Origin of the sequence: Rapidithrix thailandica (assembly GCF_039710355.1) — a bacterium.
GTDB classification, from domain to species: Bacteria; Bacteroidota; Bacteroidia; order Cytophagales; family Flammeovirgaceae; genus Rapidithrix; species Rapidithrix thailandica.
Map to the genome: position 1 here is coordinate 111,251 of NZ_JBDKWZ010000010.1, position 21,148 is coordinate 132,398.

Here is a 21,148-nt window from a genome sequence, read left to right on the forward strand (position 1 = left end):
AAAATGTAGAAAAAGTAAGGAACTCAGAAGATTTTATCTTTTATTAAGAAATTGAGAAAGTGTATTGATAGGCACTCTGTATTGCTTGAAGTTCCCTCTTCGCTTTTTCAGGAAAATTACTGATTTTTCGTTTCGACTGCCAAGGATTCTACTTTTTCCAATAGGGAATCCAAGGCCTCTCGATTAAAAACAGTGCCTCTCATAATAACGGTTTGAATGTCCCGGGTGGCTTTGATATCGTGCAAGGGGTTGGTATTCAATATCAAAATATCCGCAGACTTTCCCTTTTCAATACTTCCATATCGATCCGAGTTGCCAAAGTAGCGGGTTCCATTGATGGTTGCAGCCTGTAATGCTTGTAAAGGTGTGAGCCCTGCATTTACATACAGCTCAATTTCAGTATGTAAGCCTATTCCGGGATATACATAGGAGTTGAGAAAGCCCGCATCCGTTCCGGCAATGATGTTTACTCCGGCCTTTTGTAACAATGGTAAGAGGGCACTGGTTTTGGCATATTGCTCCCTGCGTTTGTCAAAATCTTCTCGGGTGGCTCCTTCCAGACTTTTTACTCTTCCTGCATAGGTTTTGATAAGGCCGCCTCCCAAATATTTCAGGTAATCGTCCTGAGTGGGATTGTGCTTGTCCCAATTGGCAAAGGTATAAGTCATATTTATGGTAGGGACTACAGCTGTTTGGTTTTCTGCCAGTTTACGGTAGACATTTAAAGCATATTCTTTATCAAAACTTTCATTGATCTCCTCCCGGGCTACCCAGAAAGATAGCTTTTTAGCAGCGTATAAATCTGAGATTTCTTTGTCGCGCTTCGAGCCGGCTTTCAAGAGGTACGATAAATGTTCTACAGAGCTTAAACCGGCATCCGACAGCTCTCCCAAGGGTACGGAAAACGGAATATGACCGGATACTGGGAGATGACGCTTCCGGGCTTCTTTGACCGCTGTTACAAATAACTCGGGGCTTAAGGTATTGTCCGTGATTTTTACAAAATCTACTTGAATTTTTTCCAATGAATCCATTGCCTGGAGCATTTCTTCTTCCGTTCCTACTTCCAAGTCGCCAGGCCATACGGAGTTGATTCCTTCGATTTTAGGACCTGCGGTAAATACTTTTGGCCCTAATAGCTTTCCTTGGTTGATGGCTTTGCGCCATTCGAGTACGCTGGGGCTGATGTCTGCTGCGGCATCGCGTACAGCCGTAATGCCATGTGCAACATACAGAGGAAGGAGGTTTTTGTTTTCTTGTATCAAGGTATCATCTCCAAAGTGCACGTGCATGTCCCAAAGGCCGGGGATAAGGAATTTTCCGGGAGCGGTTATTACTTCTTTTGCCTGATAGGTATTCGCTTCAGAAGCATTAATAATTGCCTGAATTGTGTCAGCACTAATTACCAACGCTCTCTCTTGTATCAGTTCTCCCGATTTAACATCAACTATAGTAGCTCCGGTAATCAAGAGATCTACTGAGGTCTTTTTTTCCGGTTGGCAGGCCAAAAGCAACCAACAAGCAAAGAAGGTGTACAATAATCTTTTCATTTTTGAAAATAGTAGTTGTATATGAATTTTTATCAACAGACTAAAGTATATGAAAAAATCTAATTTAATCCTTTCTTGTGAGGTTCCGGGCAAAGTTTGTAGATAAGTACAAGGGTAAATATAAGTTGTTATCGGTATAAATATTTCCCTATATTTTTTGATTTTAAAAAAAATAATGTTAATTAAAGTCTCTTCTTTCACTAGCGAATGAAATCAATTCCTCATTAGGATTCTCAACATTCAATACCTACTCGTGAACTTCATAGTACGACTAACCTTCAATGGATAAAGTGTATTAAATCTCCTTTGAAGAGTGACTTTCTATGTTTGAATTTTACTACTTCACCATTTGATTTTAATGGATATGGTCTGTTCCTTGAATTTGTCTCAATGCATAAGCAAAATCTTGCTGGGAGTTTGTTTCGGCACTTTTATTATTCAAACAGGGTACGCCCAACTCAAACCCGAATGGAATGAATACAAAGAAGCTCAGGGGCTGGCCTCTAATTACATTTATAAAATGAAAGAAGGCCGGAACGGGGCCTTATGGCTGGCTACCGAAAATGGCTTGGTAAAATTTGACGGTTATCGTTCTGTCGTAATTCCGGAACTTAAAGATAGCTTGGACCGGCCTGTTCCGGTTTACGGAATGCATTTTATGCCGAATCGGCAATTGTGGCTAGGAACTAAAAACGGACTGAAAATCTATGACCTCTTAAATCAAGAAGTTTGGGATGCTATTCTACCTACCGCTCCCGTTGGCGATATTGTTTACTTGGGGAATCAAAAAGCGCTAGCCCGATATTCTAAGGGCTTGTATTTTATTGAATTGGACGAGGCTTTTCATCCGGTGGGTTATCAGGTGATTGATCTTGCGTTTTTTACCAAAATCCAAAAGGAAATTACACTCAAAGCATTGTATGTGGCGAAAGAGGAGGTTTTTTTGTCGTTGAATGGTTATGGCGTAATCAAAGGAAAATTGGCGGATTTGGGGCAATGGGAAAAATTCGAACTCATTACCAAATCCATGGCTTCAGAAGTCCATCCGTTTCTTTACGGCTATACGATTAGCCCTTTACCTGCAGACCGGCTCTTGATCAATTTCGCTCAGGAAGGATTGTTTATATATGATGTCCTTTCGGAGAAACTGGAAAAGGTGCCGGGACTTAATTGTTTTGACGATCCCGGTCTTGGCTATATTTCAGCAGTCTATTATCACCAAGGTAATCTATACTTTTCTGCCATTGGCAAAGGCTTGTGCCGTAAGTCGCTGACAGACCCCTCTCATCCCATTGAACGGATTAGCTTTGAAGCCATCCCACAGTTTAATTTTATGGATGATATCATTTCCAGCATTTATGTGCGGGGAAACATGCTTTGGATAGGTACTTTGGGTGATGGTTTGAAAAATGCAGCATTACAACCCAAAGGACTTTCAGTCATTCCTTTACAAAGTCATATAGGGCAACGAACCAGTATTTATAGTGTAAAAGCTGATCAGCAAGGAGCCCTTTTGGTAGGTAGTTTTGGAAAGGGTGTATTATTATTGGATTCATTGCACAAGGAAGATGTGCATATCGAAACCATCAACCAAGCTCATAACCGTTTACTATTGCCATCCGACAGCATTAGCGAATTTCACTTTGACCAAAAGGGAAATTTTTGGATCGGTACGTATAAAGGAGTCTGCTTTTATACAAGAGAACAATACCAGCAATTAAAAAAAGGGGCTGTGATTCGTCCGAAAATATACTCGTCTCAAAGTGGCTTGTCTTCCGAATTAGTGAATGATCTTTTTGAGGATGCCAGTGGCAATATGTATTTCACTACATATGCAGGGTTGAATTTTTTAAACCTTCAAAATGATCAAATAAGCAATGCCTGGAATGACAAAACCAAGGCGTATTTTCCTAAAGTACCTTTGTATTACGGAGAGTTTTTAAGGGACAGTAGTATGGTGTTGTTTAGTCACTGGCTGAATGCCATGTTGCGGAAGGATAGTTTGGTTAGTCTCGGTCCCATCTTTCCGGATACTTATGATGTTTATATTTTTCATTCGGTGAGTGAGAAAAACATTTCTTGGTTGGCTACTAACAAAGGACTGTATAAATACGATCATCATACGCAAACCACGGTCGACTTTGCTGCAAAAGCGTTTTTCAGAAACAAAAAAATCAATGCCATTACTTGCGATCAAACCGGAACGTTGTGGATGGGGACCAATCAAGGCATCTTTTCCTTTCAGCCGGCTACCGGGGCCACCGAGCAGTACAAAGTGCCGGGAACCAAGGGCTGGCCTTTCATTCACTATGGAGCGGTAAGCAGCGATGCGGAGGGCAATGTCTATTTCGGAAGTAACAAAGGGGTGATTCGAATTAATACGCAAGAATTGACTCAGAGTGCTTCTGCCTGCTTGGCTACTTGCCGTATTCTTATTTCCGGTATTCTAATTAATGAAGTTCCGCTTAATCAGGAGCAGCTTCTTTTGGAACCGGGAACAGTTCCTCTGAAAGTAAAGGACCAGGATGTGGTCAATATATTGTTGGGTTTTCCCATTCATCACCTTCAAGATAATTTACGGTTTGAATATTCTCTGGATAAGAAAACCTGGTATTCTCTTGACCCGGCATATCCTCATGTACTGTTGTATCACTTGAAGCCCGGTACGTATGATTTGCAATTACGGGCTGTAAAATACGGAAAACCTATTACCAACACGCATCTTCCTTTGCAAGTATTAGGGCCTTGGTATTTGCGTTGGTGGGCTTGTATGGTTTATCTTCTGTGTCTTGGTTTGCTTGTTGCATTTTACTTTCGCTACCGCATGCAAAAAGTGCATTTGCAACAGCAATTAATTTTGGAACAATTGGCCTTGGAGCATCAAAAGAAAATCAATACGGTAAAACTGGATTTTATCGCACATGTCTCTCATGAATTGCGTACACCACTGACCTTGATTCTCAATGATATAGAGCGAATGTACCGGACAAGTGGCGAGAATGTGAACGAATACCTCTCTAAAATTCGAAAAAACACCCTTCGTTTGAAAAAGCTGGCCAATGAGTTGATTGATGTTAGAAAAGAAGGAAAAGCCCCGGGGAAATTTTTGGTGGGAGAATATGAACTTTTGGGTTTTGTAGAAGAAACAATGGAGATGTTCCGGTCCGTAGCCGATAAAAACCAAATTCACTTTTACTTTCACACCTCCCTTTCCAAGGTTTTGATTTGGTTTAATAAAGACCAATTGGAAAAAGTACTTTTTAATTTGTTGTCCAATGCTTTTAAATATACTCCGGCTAAGGGACTCATTGAAGTTTCTATAGAAGAGTTCCGGAGTGAAGGAGGGAAGGAGGGAGTCCGGGTTTTGGTAAAAGACTCCGGCATTGGCATTGCACCGTCCAATTTGGATCAGTTATTTGAACGCAATTATTCCCGTTCATCTCTACATAAAAACGGCTTCGAAAATACAGGCATCGGCTTACATTTGTGCAAGCAATTGATGGAGCTTCACAAAGGAAGCATTCAAGTAGAAAGTACTCAGGGGAAAGGATCGACTTTTATGTTGACTTTATATAAAGGTGTGGGGCATTTCGAGCAAGAGCAATTATTGTTACAACCGGGGGCGCTGGATAATCACACCGCTGCAAATGGATACGGTATACCCCTGGCACAGGCATTGGAAGCAACGGTTTTGGTAGTGGAAGACCATGTTGAAATTCGCGAATATATAGTGGAAATTCTGTCCCCGCAATACCATACTCTACAGGCTAAATCAGGGGTAGATGGGTTTACCTTGGCAAAAACCAAATTTCCGGATTTGATTATTACGGATTTGGCCATGCCCGGAAAGGATGGGCATGCTTTAGTACAAAGTATCCGGAAAGATGAAGAAATCAGTCATACCCCTATCATTATGTTAACGGCCTTTGGCTCCGACCAACAAAGGGTTGAATTGTTGCAAGCGGGTATCGACAGTTTTTTGATCAAACCGTTTGACAAAGAAGTATTGCTGGCTACCATACAAAACTTGTTACAATCCCGGGCACGAATCAAAGCGTTGTTTTCAGAACCTTCCTCAAATATTGAAGAATTAGCCAAACAATCACCTGATTCCGAACTGATCAAACGTGCCATTGGGGTTGTGAACCGGCATATGGACGACCCCTATTTTGATGTGAGTGAGCTTTCTAAAAAATTGAATGTCAGCCGGTCTTTGTTGTATATGAAATTTTCTACGCTCACGGATTATTCTCCCAAAGAATTTATTCAAATATTACGGGTGCGGAAAGGAGCACGTTTGCTACGGACCGGACAGTACAATATTACCGAAGCAAGCGATGAGGTAGGGTATAATAGTGGTAAAATGTTCCGGAAATATTTTAAAGCCTATTTTGGTATTTCTCCTTCCGAATATCTCCGGCATCAAAAACAACAATTGAATTAGATCTAATGTAGAGTATTTGAATCAATGAGTGAAATGGCCAATTAGCGTGAGAGATTAATGAGAGAGAAACCTCGGTTCAACAGTTCAAATTGCCGGGCTTTGGAAGCTCTCTCAACACCTGTTTGTCTTTTCGGCTAAGGATTTTCAAAAATTTACTTCCTCCCCTTCACTAAAAGAGAGGTGGTTTTGCTCCATCCATTCACCCATTCCAAGGTTTCATCCAAACCGTACTTTCTTCTCATAAGTTACCTTTTAGATTCTTCCCGGTCAGGGGGAAGTTGCGTCAGTGTGCGATAGATGAATACCTTCGTATCAACTGTAAAATCCAAATGGATATAGGGAATTGTGAAATTTTCCATTGTACAAATGAGCCCCTTTTTGTACAAAAGAACCCTTTATTGAACAAATAGGCCGCTTTTTCATAGACACCCGCCTCATATTTTTATTTCTGAAGCCGGATTTTGCGATCATATTTTTTAACTATTTAAAACTACATAGACCAATGAAAAAGAAGTTTACCCACTGGATGATTCTAGGGTGTTTGTTGGCTTGTTCCTGGGCCTTTGCCCAGGAAGATACCCCCTATGAAAAGAAGGGGTTGTTTCAGTATTTTACGGAATATACTGAAGGTGGTGCTCCGGCATTTATCAGTCCGGAAGCATTTATGGCACAACACTTTGCAGCAACTACGAAGTACGGAGTGGAGGTGTTGGATGCGGAAACCGATGAGTTGGGGGTCACTCACTACCGTTTACAACAAGTGTTAAATCAGGTACCCATCGCCCGTTCTATGATGATAGTGCATGTGAAAGATGGCAAAGTATTAAAGGTGAACGGCGAGTGGTTTCGCGACTTACCGAAGCTTAACAATAAACCTGTATTGGCAGAGGGTGCTGCATTACAACAGGCTCTGACAAAGGTGAAAGCTAAAACCTACATTTGGGAAACCAAAATGGCTAAAGAACATGTGGCGGGATTACGGGCAAATGACGGAGTGGTAGATGTTACCAAGCCGAAAGGCAAATTGGTATACATTTCGGAAGGAAACGAACCCAATGCTCATCAACTCAAATTGGCATTTAAATTTGAAGTGTTTGCGGTAGATCCGTTTATCAAAGAAGATGTATATGTGGATGCCGGCACCGGTCAGGTGTTGTTTAAAGAATCTAAAATTCACAAGGCCAATACACCGGGTACGGCCAGCACAGGGTACTATGGGTCTCGCTCTATCACTGTAGACCAAAGCGGAGGCTATTATTATGCCCGGCAGACAGGAACGCGTTATATCGAATTGTACAATATGAACGGCGCGACAGTACCTCAAAACGGCTCGCGGCCTAATGGGAGCACCGTGTCCAGTACTTCTTCTACTTTTTCGGGCTCAGGCAATGCAAGGTATTATATAGATGCTTATTGGGGAGCGGAAGTGACCTTGGATTTTTATAAAGAAAAATTCAACAGAAACAGTTATAACAATGCCGGGGGGAAAATCGAGATCTTTGTCAACGGTTCCGGGTCTATTGCCAATAACAATGCCTTTTGGTTTGGCTCTTTTGCCTATTTTGGCAATAGCACCAGCGGAACGCCTTTTACCTCCTTGGATGTCGTATCGCATGAAATTACCCATGGTGTTACAGGAAACTCAGCCCGTTTGGTCTATCGAGGAGAATCCGGTGCCCTGAACGAATCATTTAGCGATATTTTTGGCTCTTATGCAGAGCATTACGCAGGGGTAGGCGATAAATGGACGATGGGAGAGTACATATCGTTTCAGCGCTCTATGAGCAATCCGAATGCTCACCGGCAGCCGGATACCTATCAAGGTACTTATTGGGTCAATCCTTCTTCCGGACAAGACAATGGGGGAGTACATACCAACAGTGGTGTGATGAACTATTGGTTTTACTTGACATCCGAAGGAGGCAGTGGAAGAAACGACCGGGGAAATACATTTTCCGTAAGTGGCGTAGGCATTGAAAAGGCTGCCCAAATTGCTTATCGTGCTTTGACCCGTTATCTGACCGCTAATTCCGGATATTCCGCAGCGCGTACGGCTGTAATCAATGCTGCCCGTGATTTGTACGGAACCGGCTCTTGCGAAGAGGCGGCAGCTACGGATGCTATGTATGCAGTAGGTGTGGGTAGTGCGTTTAGTGGTAACTGTAGCGGTCAATCTTGTGATGCCGTTACCGGATTGAGCGTTTCTCAAGTAAGTACAAATGCTGCCACCGTCGGTTGGAATGCCGTATCAGGGGTGAGCAGTTATACCTTGGAGTATAAAGAGGCTTCTGCAGGAAATTATACCAGCCTGACGGTGAACGGAAGTAGCCGTAACTTAACAGGTTTGACTCCGGGAACTACCTATCAGATACGTGTAAAATATACTTGTACCAATGGCTCTGAAGCCGATTATGCTACAACAAGTTTTACCACCCAACAAGACAATCAGGACTGTAATGCGTTAACCGGGCTATCGGTAGGCAATATTGGGGAGAGCTCTGCGGTAGTCAGTTGGAATGCGGTAAGTGGTGTGTCAAGTTATTCAGTAGAATATAAGGTGAGCCAATCAGGCAGTTATACCACTGTCAATGCCAATAGTAATTCGGTGACTCTTTCCGGATTAACGGCGAGTACGGGTTATGATGTCCGGGTACGGTACACGTGTAGTAATGGCGAAACGGCTCCTTATGTGTCTACTACCTTTACTACTTCAGGCGGCACTACCGGTTGTGACGGCATTCCTGAGTGGTCAGCCAGTGAATACTATTACACCGGAGACCGGGTGGCTTATAACAACAGCATCTACGAAGCAAAATATTTTATATTCTACTATCCTCCTACAGACACAAGGTACTGGGCGAAGGTAGGCGATTGCGGGGGCAATTCCTCTTGTAGTGCCGTGACAGGGCTACAAGCTACGAACATTACCGGTACCTCTGCACAGATTTCCTGGAATGGGGTGCCTGGTGTATCTACGTACAACTTTGAATATAGAGTCGGGAATGGAAACTTTGTTTCGGAAACGGTGACTGGCAATAGCGAACCATTTACCGGACTTACTTCGGGAACGTCTTATACCGTGCGGATTAATTATACTTGTTCTAACGGACAAACTGCTGACTATGCTTCGGTAACCTTTACTGCCGGTAATGGTAACTCAGGTGGAAACTGTGCCAATGTGCCGGAGTATGTCAGCGGAAATATCTATCAACAAGGAGACAGAGTGGTTTACCAAGGAAGCTTGTACGAAGCCCAAATTGATGGAATCTACTGGGAGCCTATCCACGGTTGGTGGACGAATTTGGGTGCTTGTTCCGGTGGGGTGAATGCCTTTCTAGAAAAAAATGCGCAAGATGTTTTGAGTGTGTATCCCAACCCTGCCACTAGCAAATTGACAGTGCGTATGCAAAACCCTGAAAATCAAAAATCGGCCTATATACGCTTGGTAAATACGGTAGGAGCTATTCTGTATACGAATCAAATATCCTTGAACCCGGGAAATAACGAGTTTGAATTGAACCTTGACTCTGTACCCGCCGGGATTTACATCCTTTCAATAAACAACACATCTAAAAGAGTGATTGTCAGGGATTGATCTTCATTCTTTCATTATCATTCATTTATCATCTATGTTGAGTTACCGGCCCTGTTCCATTTTGGAGCAGGGCCTTTTGTTTTGTTTCTCAACAAAAAACTGCCCTTCTCAAGGCAGCTTATCTTTTTACTTTACTTTCCATATATAGATGGATTTGTATTGGTCATTGATCCATTTATAAAGTTCCACTTTTACGTTTTGTTTGAGTGCCGAAGCTTTGCTCTTGGCTTTGGCCATCAAGGTGTTCATGTAATCTTCTATTTGCACATCACTTAATTCATCTTCCTCAAAGTAAGCCTGACTACTGAGCGTATATTTATAGGTTTTCATGATTAGGAATGTTAGAGGTGAATATTTGTGATAGTATGATTACAAAGCTTAGGCATAAAAAGTTGATCCTTCGTTGTTAACAACTGTTAAGTGTCTGTCTATAAAGGCGAGAAAGAAAAAAAGCCAATCGGCCTTTGTACGGGCGGATTGGCTTTTGGGCAAGCGTAATTTTTTCCGAATCTATTCGATGATTTTGAATTGGTTTTTCCACATCATCGATTCCACGGGCTTCTGTGTCCGTTCGATATATTTGGCGGATTTTTTCTTGTTGTAAAAATTCGTGATATTCCCTTCCACGGCAAAGTAAATCAACTGGCCAATAGGCATGCCCCGGTAGATGCGTACTTTCTGCGAAACCGAAATTTCCAAGGTCCAAGTATTGCAAAATCCTACATCTCCTTTACCGGCAGTCGCGTGAATATCGATGCCCAAACGGCCTACGCTTGACTTTCCCTCCAAAAAGGGAACATGGGCATGGGTCTCGGTGTATTCCATTGTCACACCCAGGTAAAGCGTGTTGGGTTGTAATACAAAGCCCTCTTCAGGAATTTCAAACACCTCTATTTGATTGTGCTCACGGGCATCCAGCACTTCATCTTTATACGTTGCCAGGTATTTACCCAAATGCACATCATAGGAGTTGGTTCCTAAACTCTCCGGGTCAAACGGTTCTATGACAATCGTCCCCTTCTCAATTTCTTGTAAAATTTGCTGATCTGACAGAATCATGCTTCTCTGCTATCTAAATAGTTGGAATAGAGTATTCCGTGAAAAATTTTCGCTAAATAATAAAAAAATCAGCACTATCCGGTCTTTATGTTTAATTAAATCCACAGTGAAGCGCGAAATCTTTATGTATCTTTTCTATAAATGTACAAATGGTCGTTCAGGAGTTGTTCCTGTTGAACCAAACAGCCCATAGGGTGGGGGGCCGGAATTCCACTGCCAAAAGTAGTTTTGCTTTTAAATACACGCAACTCATCCCACAATCCGGCCTGAAGAAAACTATGCAATACGGCACTTCCTCCTTCTACAATCAATGACTGGATGGGGTAATCACGCAAGCCTTGAATCAGTTGGCGGGGATCATGGCAGTCGGCAAGTTGAATATATTCTAACTGATCCTGTTTTTCTGTTTTTTGTTCGTTAAAACAAAGGGTCAGTTGACTTCCGTCAAATAAATGTAATTCCTTGTTGAGTTGTAAAGTCCGGTCAATCACAATCCGGATGGGGTTTCGTCCGGTCCAGGAACGCACATTGAGTTTAGGGTCATCGTATTTGGCTGTATTGCCACCTACCAAAATCGCATCTTCCTCTGAGCGCCAGCGATGTACCAATTTTCGCGAATACCAATCGCTGATCCATTTGGAATCGTAGTTGTCACGGGCAATGAATCCATCGGCCGTTTCCGCCCATTTTAGAATAATATAGGGCCGCTTTTGGAGAATTTGAGTAAAAAAGCGTTTGTTCAATTCTTGTGCTTCTTTCTCATGAACTCCTGTATACACTTCAACGCCTGCTTCTGTTAACTTTTTCAAGCCCCTTCCGGCTACTTGTGGGTTGGGGTCGGTTGTTGCCACTACGACCTTGGGAATTTTATGTTGAATGATCAGGTCGGCACACGGTGGGGTTTTTCCGAAGTGGCTGCACGGTTCTAACGTTACATACAGAGTGCTTTCTTTCAGTTTTTCGGGTTCCCGTACTGATCGAACGGCATTTACTTCCGCATGGGCTTCTCCATATTTTTTATGATAGCCTTCACCGATGATTTGACCTTCGTAGACAATGACACAGCCTACCATAGGGTTGGGGGATACTTTGCCTCGTCCATACCTGGCCAATTCCAAAGCCCGCTGCATAAAAATTTCTTCGTATTCCATAGGATATTTACTATTTCCGGATAAAGACACGATGCTATATTTTCCTTTGAATCAGCCTGGATAAGGCTTGAAAATCTGCGGATTAAGGCTATCTGAGAACTCCCTCCTGTTTTCAAGTATGAATTCTCATCAGCTGTGATGGATCCCTGATAACTGCCTTCTATTGGCTGATTCCTGTTTGCTTTTATTTATATTTGTGCCTGATGGCAAAGTTAAAAATTTTAAACAGTAAGTTACTGGACATTATGATCAGCCGCTTGTGTCAACAACTGGTTGAAAATCATGATGATTTCCAAGAGACCGTGCTTCTGGGCATGCAGCCTAAAGGAATTTATTTGGCTGAGCGTATCAAGCAACGTTTGAAAGAAATCACCGGGACCGAGTTGCCCTTAGGGCATTTGGATACCACTTTTTTCCGGGATGATTTCAGACGAAGGAGCGAACCTTTAAAGCCAAATGCCACTCACGTTCCTTTTATCATCGAAAATAAAAAAGTTGTATTGATTGATGACGTATTGTTCACCGGAAGATCAGTGCGCGCGGCAATTGATGCCATGTTGGCTTTTGGCAGGCCTTCATGTATAGAACTATTGGTATTGATTGACCGGAAGTACAGCCGGGATTTACCAATAGAACCTCATTATGTCGGAAAATCGGTCAACACCATTCAATCGCAACGTGTGCAGGTAGAATGGCGCGAGCAAGAACATGCCGAAGACAATGTTTGGCTGGTCAGTTCACAGCTGTAATAATAATTTGAAACATACATTTTATCACGATTAATCCTACAATAATTAATGGATAGTAAACTAAGTGTCAGGCATTTGTTGGGCATAAAGGAACTTACCCAAAGTGATATATTACATATATTTGAAACAGGCGCTCAGTTTAAAGAGGTAATTAACCGGCCTATCAAAAAGGTCCCTTCCTTGCGAGATATCACGGTGGCCAATGTTTTTTTTGAAAACTCTACACGAACCCGTCTTTCTTTTGAGTTAGCCGAGAAACGCCTTTCGGCCGATGTGATCAATTTTTCGGCTGCTTCCAGTTCCGTAAAAAAAGGAGAAACCCTGTTGGACACCGTTCGGAATATTTTATCCATGAAAGTGGATATGATTGTGATGCGGCATTCTTGTCCCGGTGCGCCACATTTTTTATCCAAACACATCCAAGCCAATATTATCAATGCCGGGGACGGTACCCATGAGCATCCGACTCAGGCATTGTTGGATACATTTTCGATGTATCAGCATTTTGACGGAAACCTGGAAGGGAAAAAAGTGGTGATTGTTGGGGATATTTCACATTCGAGGGTAGCCCTGTCCAATATTTTTGCATTGCAGAAGTTAGGGGCCGAAGTGATGGTTTGCGGGCCGATCACCTTGATTCCTAAATACATGGAAGCTTTGGGGGTAAAAGTAGAGTTAGATATCCGAAAAGCCTTACAGTGGTGCGATGTCGCGAACGTTTTGCGTATTCAAATGGAAAGACAAAAAACGAAAAACTTTCCCTCACTCAGAGAATATTCCACGTATTATGGTATCAACAAAGCCTTGTTGGAAGAATTGAATAAAGAAATCCTGATCATGCACCCGGGGCCTATTAACCGTGGGGTGGAGCTTACCTCTGATGTGGCCGATTCGGAACATTCCATCATTTTAGATCAAGTGGAAAACGGTGTCGCTACCCGGATGGCAATTTTATTTCTCTTGGCTCAACGGCAAGAGTAACGAAATAGGCGTGAAAGCAAAACATTATTTATACTTATAAAAAATGCTGTCAACTTTACCTTGACAGCATTTTTTTCTGAATACTCCTTTCTTTTTATTGAGCCGGGACCAAATCCATTTTCCAGGTTCCTTCGTCTTCCGGAGGAACTTGGTTATCCACTTTGGTAAGTTCCCATTGCAAGGTCAAGCCGGTTTCGGAAATACCCGATACGGTTAGTTGACTACTTTTTTGAGCATCTTTTAAGGTGATGGTATTGCCACTGAAGGTCCAGTTTCCGGTATTGGCTGAGTTGTAGTTAGGCAATCTCTTTGCCTCTCCGGGAGTCACGGTATAGGTGGTAGGGTTGCCCGAGCCGTCTACCTTAAATGTGATGCGGAAGTTAGCATAGGTCGCTTGATCGTCTGTAGAGAGGGCGGTATTATTCAGGAAGGTGGTAGTGACTTTCCAGGTAACAGAGGCTATTTTTTCAGAGTCCGTTTTTGGGGCCGGATCGTCATCGTCCTTACAAGCAGTAGTAAACAGTAGTCCTGATAGCAAAAAAAGTAAGACAATTTTTTGTATACATTGCATAATGATATGGCTTTTTTATTTTGAATAGATTATTCAATAATAAGTAAAAGTAGCATAATCTAACAAAGATGCCTGTTTTTTTTTATTGGCAAAGGACTCTTAACATATATTTAAATTAATCACTTCTTGGCAGAATCCATATTCAACAGGTTGATTTGAACTGACCACAATAAGCTGATCGCGGATATGCTCGGAAATCATCCGTAAATACCAATCTGTATTGTGTTTATCCAGGTTGGTAGTGGGTTCATCCAGCAGGATTACGCGATTATTCGTAAATATAGCAAGCCCCAACTTGAGTTTTTGTTTCATGCCCGAAGAAAAGTTCCGGATAGGCTTGTTGATATGTTTTTCCAATTCCAATACTTTGAAAAACTCTTTGGGGGGGAGCGTGAGTGGCTTGAAGGTATTGTGAAATTCAACGATTTCACGGAGGGTAAATTCTTGAATTAAATCTGTATAGGGCCCTACCAATACCAGGTGTTTGAAAAGAAGTTCTTGAGAGAGGGCTTTTTGTTGGAAGGAATATTGAATCTTGCCTTCATTCAAGTTAAGGATACCGGCAATCGATCTGAGCAAAGTGGTCTTTCCGGAGCCATTACTTCCGGTAATGGCGTAACTTCTTCCGGAGCAAAAAGTATAATCAAATTTGCGGAAGATCCACTCTTTCCCAAAGCGTTTGCCGATGCCCTCTAATTGAATTTTCATACAAGCGTACGATTACTGTCCGTAACCTTTCATCAATCCACGGGTGGATTTTTTGAGAAAGTCCAGGATTTCACTTTTCTGTTCGCTTGGGCGAATGTTTTCTTCGATCTCTTTAATGGCTTTGGCATTATTATACCCCCTTAAAAAGACAATACGGTATACTTCCTGGATATCGTCCACTTGTTGGTTGTCATATCCGCGTCTTTTTAAACCTACGGAATTGACGCCACAGTAGCTTAAAGGTTCCCGGGCGGCTTTGACATAAGGAGGCACATCTTTTCGTACCAAGCAACCACCCGAAATAAAAGAATGGCTACCGATTTTGGCAAATTGATGTACTGCGGAAGTTCCGCCAATTGTCACAAAGTTGCCGATTTCGGCATGGCCGGCGATTTGTACAGAGTTTGAAAAAATGCAGTTATCTCCTATAATACAATCGTGAGCGATATGTACATAGGCCATCAGTAAGCAATTTTTTCCTACCTCTGTTTTGAATTTATCTTTGGTCCCCCGGCTAATGGTGACACACTCACGGATTACGGTGTTGTCACCAATGATTGTCAACGTTTCCTCCCCTTCAAATTTTAAATCTTGAGGTACTCCTGACAAAACTGCACCCGGATAGATTTTACAATTTTTTCCAATCCGGCATCCTTCCATGATCGTCACATTCGGACCAATCCATGTCCCCTCACCAATTTCTACATTTTTCTCGATCGTAGTAAATGGTTCAATAGTTACATTCTCGGCAATTTTTGCGTCAGGATGTATATTTGTTAAGCGATGGTCATGCATCGTAGATCAATAATTTACTTTTGAAAGCCCTTGCGAAAGTGGCCCCATTATTATTTTGTGTAAAATGAGTACAAGCTTCTTCGCAGTAAGTTAATTAAGAATTTTATATATCTTTTTTGACCAAACTCGCTGACATGGTCGCTTCTGATACCAGCTTGTCAGCCACATAAGCTTGGGATTTCATTTTGGCAATACCTCTCCGGATAGGAGCCAGTAATTCGCATTTGATAACCAATGTATCCCCCGGAATGACCATTCTTTTAAAACGGCAATTGTCTATCCCTACAAAATACGTCCAATAGTCTTCAGGGTTGTCTACGGTGTTTAATAAGAGAATCCCCCCGGTTTGTGCCATGGCTTCAATTTGCAAGACACCTGGCATTACCGGGTTGCCGGGAAAGTGTCCTTCAAAGAAGGGTTCGTTGATGGTTACATTTTTTACCCCGGTGACACAATTGCTATCCAATTGAATGATTTTATCTACCAGGCGGAAAGGATATCCATGCGGTAAGACTTGAGAAATCTGATTGATATCCAAAACTGCCGGAGCTTTAGGGTCGTATTCCGGAGTGGGTGTATTTTGTGACTTTTGCATCAAGCGCTTGAGTCGTTTGGCAAAAGCAACATTGGCTGCGTGTCCTGGGCGTGCTGCCAGGATTTGCCCCTTTAACGGGCGACCCACCAGAGCCAAGTCTCCAATCAAATCCAACAATTTATGACGGGCCGGCTCATTGGAGTAGCGCAATTCCACATTGTTCAGTATACCCTCCTCTTTTACTTTTACACTGGGTAATTCAAAAAGCTGAGCCAGCTCTTGCAACTCTTCTTCTTCCACCACTTTGTCCACTACTACAATGGCGTTGTGGAAATTACCGCCTTTGATCAGGTTGTTTTTACGCAACATTTCCAGCTCGTGCAAGAAGCAAAAGGTTCTGGAAGAAGCGATTTCCTTTTCGAATTGATCAATTTGATTCAACGAGGCGTGTTGACTACCTAGCACCGGAGAGTTATAATCGACCATGACGGTCACCCGGTAATCATTGGCAGGCAATGCGGCCAATTCAATATTTTTATCTTCTTCTTTGTAAAAACAACTTTCCGGAATCTCAAAAAAGTTACGCATTACGTTTTGCTCTTCCAAACCGGCTTCCCGCAATGCTTCTACAAATTTGATAGAGCTTCCGTCCATAATGGGTGGTTCAGGTCCATCCAATTGGATCAATACATTGTCAATTTGCATACCTACCAAAGCCGCCAGAGTATGCTCTACAGTATTAATTCTCGCTCCGTTTTGTTCAATGGTTGTACCTCTGGACAAGTCGACCACATTATCCACATCCGCATCAACGATGGGCTGGCCTTCCAGGTCCACACGTTGAAACTTAATCCCGTGGTTGGGTTTTGCTGGAACAAAGGTCATATTAGATTCAATACCTGTGTGAATTCCAACCCCCGACACAGTGACCGGTTTTTTGATGGTATGTTGCTTTGTATACATTTTGTATGCTAATTGTTTAGACAAATGAATTCAAAATCCCCCTGGATCGAAACTGCAAAAATTCAAAATTTCAAGTTAAATCTTGGTATTTTTGCTCAAGAAGTTCAATCCTTTCTAATAATTCAGGTAGTTTCCGGTTCAAGACGACTGATTTTCTATAGTCTGACATGTTTTGTACAGGTGAGCCTCCATAAATTTGCCCAGGCTTTTTCAAAGACTTGCCCACTCCGGACTGCGCACTGATTACTGTACGGTCAGCAATTTCCACATGTCCTGCAATACCAACCTGCCCGGCCAATACGCAATTTTTGCCCACTGAAGAAGAACCGGAAATCCCGGATTGTCCGGCCATGACGGTATTTTCACCAATACGGACATTGTGCGCGATTTGGATTAAATTATCCAGTTTTACTCCTCTTTCGATGACTGTAGAACCAGTAGTAGCACAATCGATGACCGAATTGGCCCCTATCTCTACATGGTCTTCAATGATCACGTTTCCAATCTGGGGGATCTTCTTGTAAGAGCCGTCCGCTTGGGGGGCAAAGCCAAAGCCATCGCTACCGATGACCGTGCCGGCATGGATGGTACAATGTGAACCAATTACGGTGCCACTGTAAACTTTGACGCCAGACATGAGTATGGTGTTGTCACCAACTTGTACATTGTCTCCCAAATAGACCTGTGGGTAGATTTTGACATTCTTGCCAAGTTGTACATTGGCGCCTACATAGGCAAATGCCCCGAGGTACAGTTGCTCCCCGTGTTGTACTGACTCATGGAGAAAGGAGGGTTGTTCAATTCCCGTTTTTCCCAAACTACTCATCCGTTGTACTTCCTCGAGAATTGTACTAAACGCAGAATAGGCGTCCTCCACCCGGATCAGGGTGGCGCTTATTTGTTGTTTAGGAACAAACGTTTTGTCAACAATGACTGCTGAGGCATTGGTGGTGTACAGGTGGCTTTCGTATTTTAAGTTGGACAGGAAGGAAATAGAACCTTCTTTCCCTTCTTGTATCTTTGCTACTTGGTCAATAATAAGGTTTTCATTCCCTTGTACTTCTCCGTCAAGAAGTTGTGCAATTTCTTTTATACTTAATTTCATAGAGCCCTCTTTAGTTAAGCCAAGCTGATTGACTAAAACTCAGATCCATTAAAAATTTTACAAAGATACAACTTTAGGAAAGCATAGATAATATTTTTTAACAATTTTACTCAAGGCCTCAATATTGGGCAAATCTGAGGCCTGAGAGGCATCCAGGAGCTCTCCTTTTTTTGTTTGTATCATGATATTTTGATTATTGGCCACATATGCGGCATTGGTGATCTTCCCATGGCCACAAAGAAAATGTGCTGCCTCTTTATCAATTTGAAAATACGTTTGAATCTTTCTAATGGTTGAGGAAATCGCCTCTGTTGGGTGTGGCGTGTTGCTGAGAAGTACCCGAAAGAGCTTCCGGTCTAAGAGCATATTGCTTAATAAACGCAACAAAGAGTCCGGGTGGCTGGCCCATAGTTTAATACCTGCCCAGATATCAAAGTCATCTAATCGGGAAAAGGCATCAATATACATGGGGTTTTGGTGAAAATCTTCAATGCGGATATCTTTTTCCAAAAAGGTTTTTAATGAAGGAGAGGCAAATACTTCTTGCCCGGATTGGAGCAGTTTTCGGGCTCGTTGGATGATCTTAATCAGCATTTGTTCGGTACTGACGGTAGTTTTATGTAAGTACACCTGCCAGTACATCAACCTGCGAGCCGTCAGAAAGTTTTCAATGCTGTATATCCCTTTTTCCTCCACTACTATTTGATCTTCATGGATATTTAACATGCGGATCAGCCGGTCAGCGGCTACCTTTCCTTCCACTACACCGGTGAAAAAGCAATCGCGTTGCAGGTAGTCCAAACGATCCATGTCCAATTGGCTGGAAATGAGTTGGTGAAAAAATGCCCGTTCGTATCGGTTACAAAACATTTGGATGGCTAACTCCAACTGGCCGTCAAATTCCCGGTTGAGCTTTTCCATAAAGAGCAAAGATAAGTGCTCATGATGGGCGCCTGTTAATATCGTGTTCTCTAAGGCATGAGAAAACGGGCCATGGCCGATATCATGCAATAAAATGGCAGCCATCGCTGCCTCATGTTCTTTCTTACTAATTTTATGGCCTTTGTTTTTAAGGGCGTCTAAGGCGATACTCATCAAATGCATGGCCCCTAATGCATGGTGAAACCGCGTATGTAAAGCTCCCGGGTAGACAAAGTCCGTAAGACCTAATTGCTTGATCCTTCTGAGTCGTTGGAAATACGGATGTTGGACAATTTGAGAAATCAGGTCCGTTTTGATGGAGATGAATCCGTAAATAGGGTCATTGATGATTTTTTTTCTATGCATAGGGGGTAGTCCGTAGCGGGTTAATAAAACATGCCGAAACTGATAATGGCTTGTACCTTTGAATGAGAAATGTCGGCACCCGGATTGGGGAATTTATCAGGATTGGTGATATCGTAAGGAGCAAAACTGAATTTGTCCTTTTGAGCAACAACTCCCAAGTCAAGGTAAAAGTCTTTTTTACGGAGACCAACGCCTCCGGTGAAAAATTGACGGGTTTCATCCCTGTTTACAAAGCTTTTAAAAGGGCTTCCATATTGCGCAAATCCGGCCCGGAAGCGGAGTAGTTTCCACCTGTACTCTCCTCCCACCCTGAAGTTGAGTGCAGATTGGTACTCGTTGTCAATGACACCCTGACTGGTGGCAAAATCATTTTCAGAATTGGCCACCAAGTTGATAGAACTGTAATTTACATATTCTACATCTCCACTGATAAAACCGCTTTTTCCGATAAAAAAGGCAACTCCACCTTCCAGGCGGTAAGGGGTAACCAAAGAATAGTCGAATGATTCCAAGGCAACAGAAGCATTTTGATTTGTAAGGGTGATATTTCTATTGTCTCCAACACCCACTCTTCCGTATTCCTCTGCTTGATAAATACTGTCATTGAAGACGAAGTTATTGTATTGAACAAACAGACTGGCATTGTAATCATCCGTAATTCTATAGACGGTCGGGGTTGTGGCCGTAAACCCGAATCTTACCAAGTCTGTCGGGCGGTAAATCATACCGATTTTGGCATTGATTCCGACCCCTCCCATGCCTTGATTTACTTGATAAACCAAGTTGTTGACGGGGTAATCATTGGCCACACTATTTTCCGGGGTTTCGCTTAAAATCCGGGTCCGTTCATAACGCAAGGTATTGACTCCTACCGTTCCACCGATATAAAAGCGGTCGTCAAAATTGGCTCCGTACGAGAAGTTGATGACATATTGGGCTCCCTTGGTGGTTACTTCCTCTCGTTGGCGGTTAGGGGCCAGGTTTTTGAAAGTATAGTATTCGGTTTGGTTGGGGTCCGAATTGTCAACAGGGTTCAACAAGTAGGTGAAATAAAATAAACTATGAGGTTCTGAAATTCCAAAATCTTCCTCTTCCAGGTAAAAACCATAAGGTACCCCTCGTCTGTGGACTTCTTCTTGAAAAAAATCTGCAATGGAATTATTAGGGTTTGTTCCCTCGTAGGCAAACTTGTTTTGAAAGTCGTTCACCCGGGTAAGGGTGATGGCAAAAGCCCCCCCTTTGAATGCGGTCAAACTGTTGCGTGCTTTGGAAAAGACGGCTCCAAGGTGACTGATATTCATATTGAGTTTGCTGTCATCTGTGGATTCTCCAAAAAAATCAGAGGTAGTATTGTTAAACGCTAATGCCGGGCTGATGGACCATTCGGACCTTCGTGAAAAACCCAAGCCCGCAGGGTTGGAAAGAGCATTGCTGATATCGCCTCCCAAGGCTACTCCGGCTCCGGCTATACTTTGGTAACGGACGGAACCCCCAAACCGGGTTCTTGAAAACCGTAAAGCGTCTTCAAAAAACTGTGCTTGTGTAGTAAAGGTAAAACTAACGAAGGAGAGGGTTAATAGTATTACAATCTTAAGCGTTTTCATAGGGTTGTCTGTTTGTAATGAAAAAAACGAATTGACGGAGAATCAATTCGT

General features: G+C 42.6%; 15 protein-coding genes. 4 read left to right on the plus strand and 11 right to left on the minus strand.

Annotation, left to right across the window (positions count from 1 at the left end):
- Window positions 1-116: 116 nt before the first annotated feature.
- Window positions 117-1,550 (minus strand): amidohydrolase family protein, encoded by a 1,434-nt coding sequence (locus AAG747_RS17640; protein ID WP_346822529.1) that lies wholly within the window; start codon window positions 1,548-1,550, stop codon window positions 117-119.
- 406 nt (window positions 1,551-1,956) lie between these two features.
- Between AAG747_RS17640 and AAG747_RS17645 the strand changes: the two genes are divergently transcribed.
- A complete protein-coding gene (locus AAG747_RS17645; RefSeq protein WP_346822530.1) occupies window positions 1,957-5,994 on the plus strand; it encodes a hybrid sensor histidine kinase/response regulator transcription factor in 4,038 nt (1,345 codons plus the stop codon).
- A gap of 502 nt (window positions 5,995-6,496) precedes the next feature.
- Entirely contained in the window at window positions 6,497-9,589 is a 3,093-nt protein-coding gene (locus tag AAG747_RS17650) for a M4 family metallopeptidase (RefSeq protein ID WP_346822531.1), read from the plus strand.
- A 126-nt stretch (window positions 9,590-9,715) separates the two neighbouring features.
- Here AAG747_RS17650 and AAG747_RS17655 read toward each other — a convergent pair whose 3' ends face one another.
- From AAG747_RS17655 to ribD, 3 genes are all read right to left on the minus strand, one after another.
- Window positions 9,716-9,919 carry a hypothetical protein gene (locus AAG747_RS17655; protein ID WP_346822532.1) on the minus strand — a complete coding sequence of 68 codons (204 nt, stop codon included), beginning with the start codon at window positions 9,917-9,919 and terminating at the stop codon, window positions 9,716-9,718.
- A 180-nt stretch (window positions 9,920-10,099) separates the two neighbouring features.
- The gene (gene dcd, locus AAG747_RS17660) at window positions 10,100-10,648 is read right to left on the minus strand and encodes a dCTP deaminase (RefSeq protein WP_346822533.1); all 549 of its coding nucleotides are present in this window, start codon (window positions 10,646-10,648) and stop codon (window positions 10,100-10,102) included.
- 122 nt (window positions 10,649-10,770) lie between these two features.
- Window positions 10,771-11,799 carry a bifunctional diaminohydroxyphosphoribosylaminopyrimidine deaminase/5-amino-6-(5-phosphoribosylamino)uracil reductase RibD gene (gene ribD / locus AAG747_RS17665; protein WP_346822534.1) on the minus strand — a complete coding sequence of 343 codons (1,029 nt, stop codon included), beginning with the start codon at window positions 11,797-11,799 and terminating at the stop codon, window positions 10,771-10,773.
- 203 nt (window positions 11,800-12,002) lie between these two features.
- Here ribD and pyrR point away from each other — a divergent pair, with 203 nt between their 5' ends.
- Window positions 12,003-12,548, plus strand: a complete 546-nt coding sequence (gene pyrR, locus AAG747_RS17670) for a bifunctional pyr operon transcriptional regulator/uracil phosphoribosyltransferase PyrR (protein WP_346822535.1) — start codon at window positions 12,003-12,005, stop codon at window positions 12,546-12,548.
- Between the two features lie 48 nt (window positions 12,549-12,596).
- Window positions 12,597-13,529 carry an aspartate carbamoyltransferase catalytic subunit gene (locus tag AAG747_RS17675; protein ID WP_346822536.1) on the plus strand — a complete coding sequence of 311 codons (933 nt, stop codon included), beginning with the start codon at window positions 12,597-12,599 and terminating at the stop codon, window positions 13,527-13,529.
- Window positions 13,530-13,623: 94 nt separating this feature from the next.
- Here AAG747_RS17675 and AAG747_RS17680 read toward each other — a convergent pair whose 3' ends face one another.
- The 7 genes from AAG747_RS17680 to AAG747_RS17710 form a co-directional block, all read right to left on the minus strand.
- Window positions 13,624-14,100 carry a DUF5004 domain-containing protein gene (locus AAG747_RS17680; protein ID WP_346822537.1) on the minus strand — a complete coding sequence of 159 codons (477 nt, stop codon included), beginning with the start codon at window positions 14,098-14,100 and terminating at the stop codon, window positions 13,624-13,626.
- A gap of 99 nt (window positions 14,101-14,199) precedes the next feature.
- Window positions 14,200-14,808, minus strand: coding sequence for an ABC transporter ATP-binding protein (locus AAG747_RS17685; protein WP_346822538.1), 609 nt, complete (start codon window positions 14,806-14,808; stop codon window positions 14,200-14,202).
- Window positions 14,809-14,820: 12 nt separating this feature from the next.
- Window positions 14,821-15,603 (minus strand): acyl-ACP--UDP-N-acetylglucosamine O-acyltransferase, encoded by a 783-nt coding sequence (lpxA, locus tag AAG747_RS17690; RefSeq protein WP_346822539.1) that lies wholly within the window; start codon window positions 15,601-15,603, stop codon window positions 14,821-14,823.
- A 103-nt stretch (window positions 15,604-15,706) separates the two neighbouring features.
- The gene (locus AAG747_RS17695; protein ID WP_346822540.1) at window positions 15,707-17,101 is read right to left on the minus strand and encodes a bifunctional UDP-3-O-[3-hydroxymyristoyl] N-acetylglucosamine deacetylase/3-hydroxyacyl-ACP dehydratase; all 1,395 of its coding nucleotides are present in this window, start codon (window positions 17,099-17,101) and stop codon (window positions 15,707-15,709) included.
- A gap of 70 nt (window positions 17,102-17,171) precedes the next feature.
- Window positions 17,172-18,206 carry a UDP-3-O-(3-hydroxymyristoyl)glucosamine N-acyltransferase gene (gene lpxD / locus AAG747_RS17700; protein WP_346822541.1) on the minus strand — a complete coding sequence of 345 codons (1,035 nt, stop codon included), beginning with the start codon at window positions 18,204-18,206 and terminating at the stop codon, window positions 17,172-17,174.
- Between the two features lie 57 nt (window positions 18,207-18,263).
- Window positions 18,264-19,493: an HD domain-containing protein gene (locus AAG747_RS17705; protein WP_346822542.1), complete on the minus strand. Its 1,230-nt coding sequence runs from the start codon at window positions 19,491-19,493 to the stop codon at window positions 18,264-18,266.
- Between the two features lie 20 nt (window positions 19,494-19,513).
- Window positions 19,514-21,097: an OmpP1/FadL family transporter gene (locus AAG747_RS17710; RefSeq protein ID WP_346822543.1), complete on the minus strand. Its 1,584-nt coding sequence runs from the start codon at window positions 21,095-21,097 to the stop codon at window positions 19,514-19,516.
- Window positions 21,098-21,148: the final 51 nt, after the last annotated feature.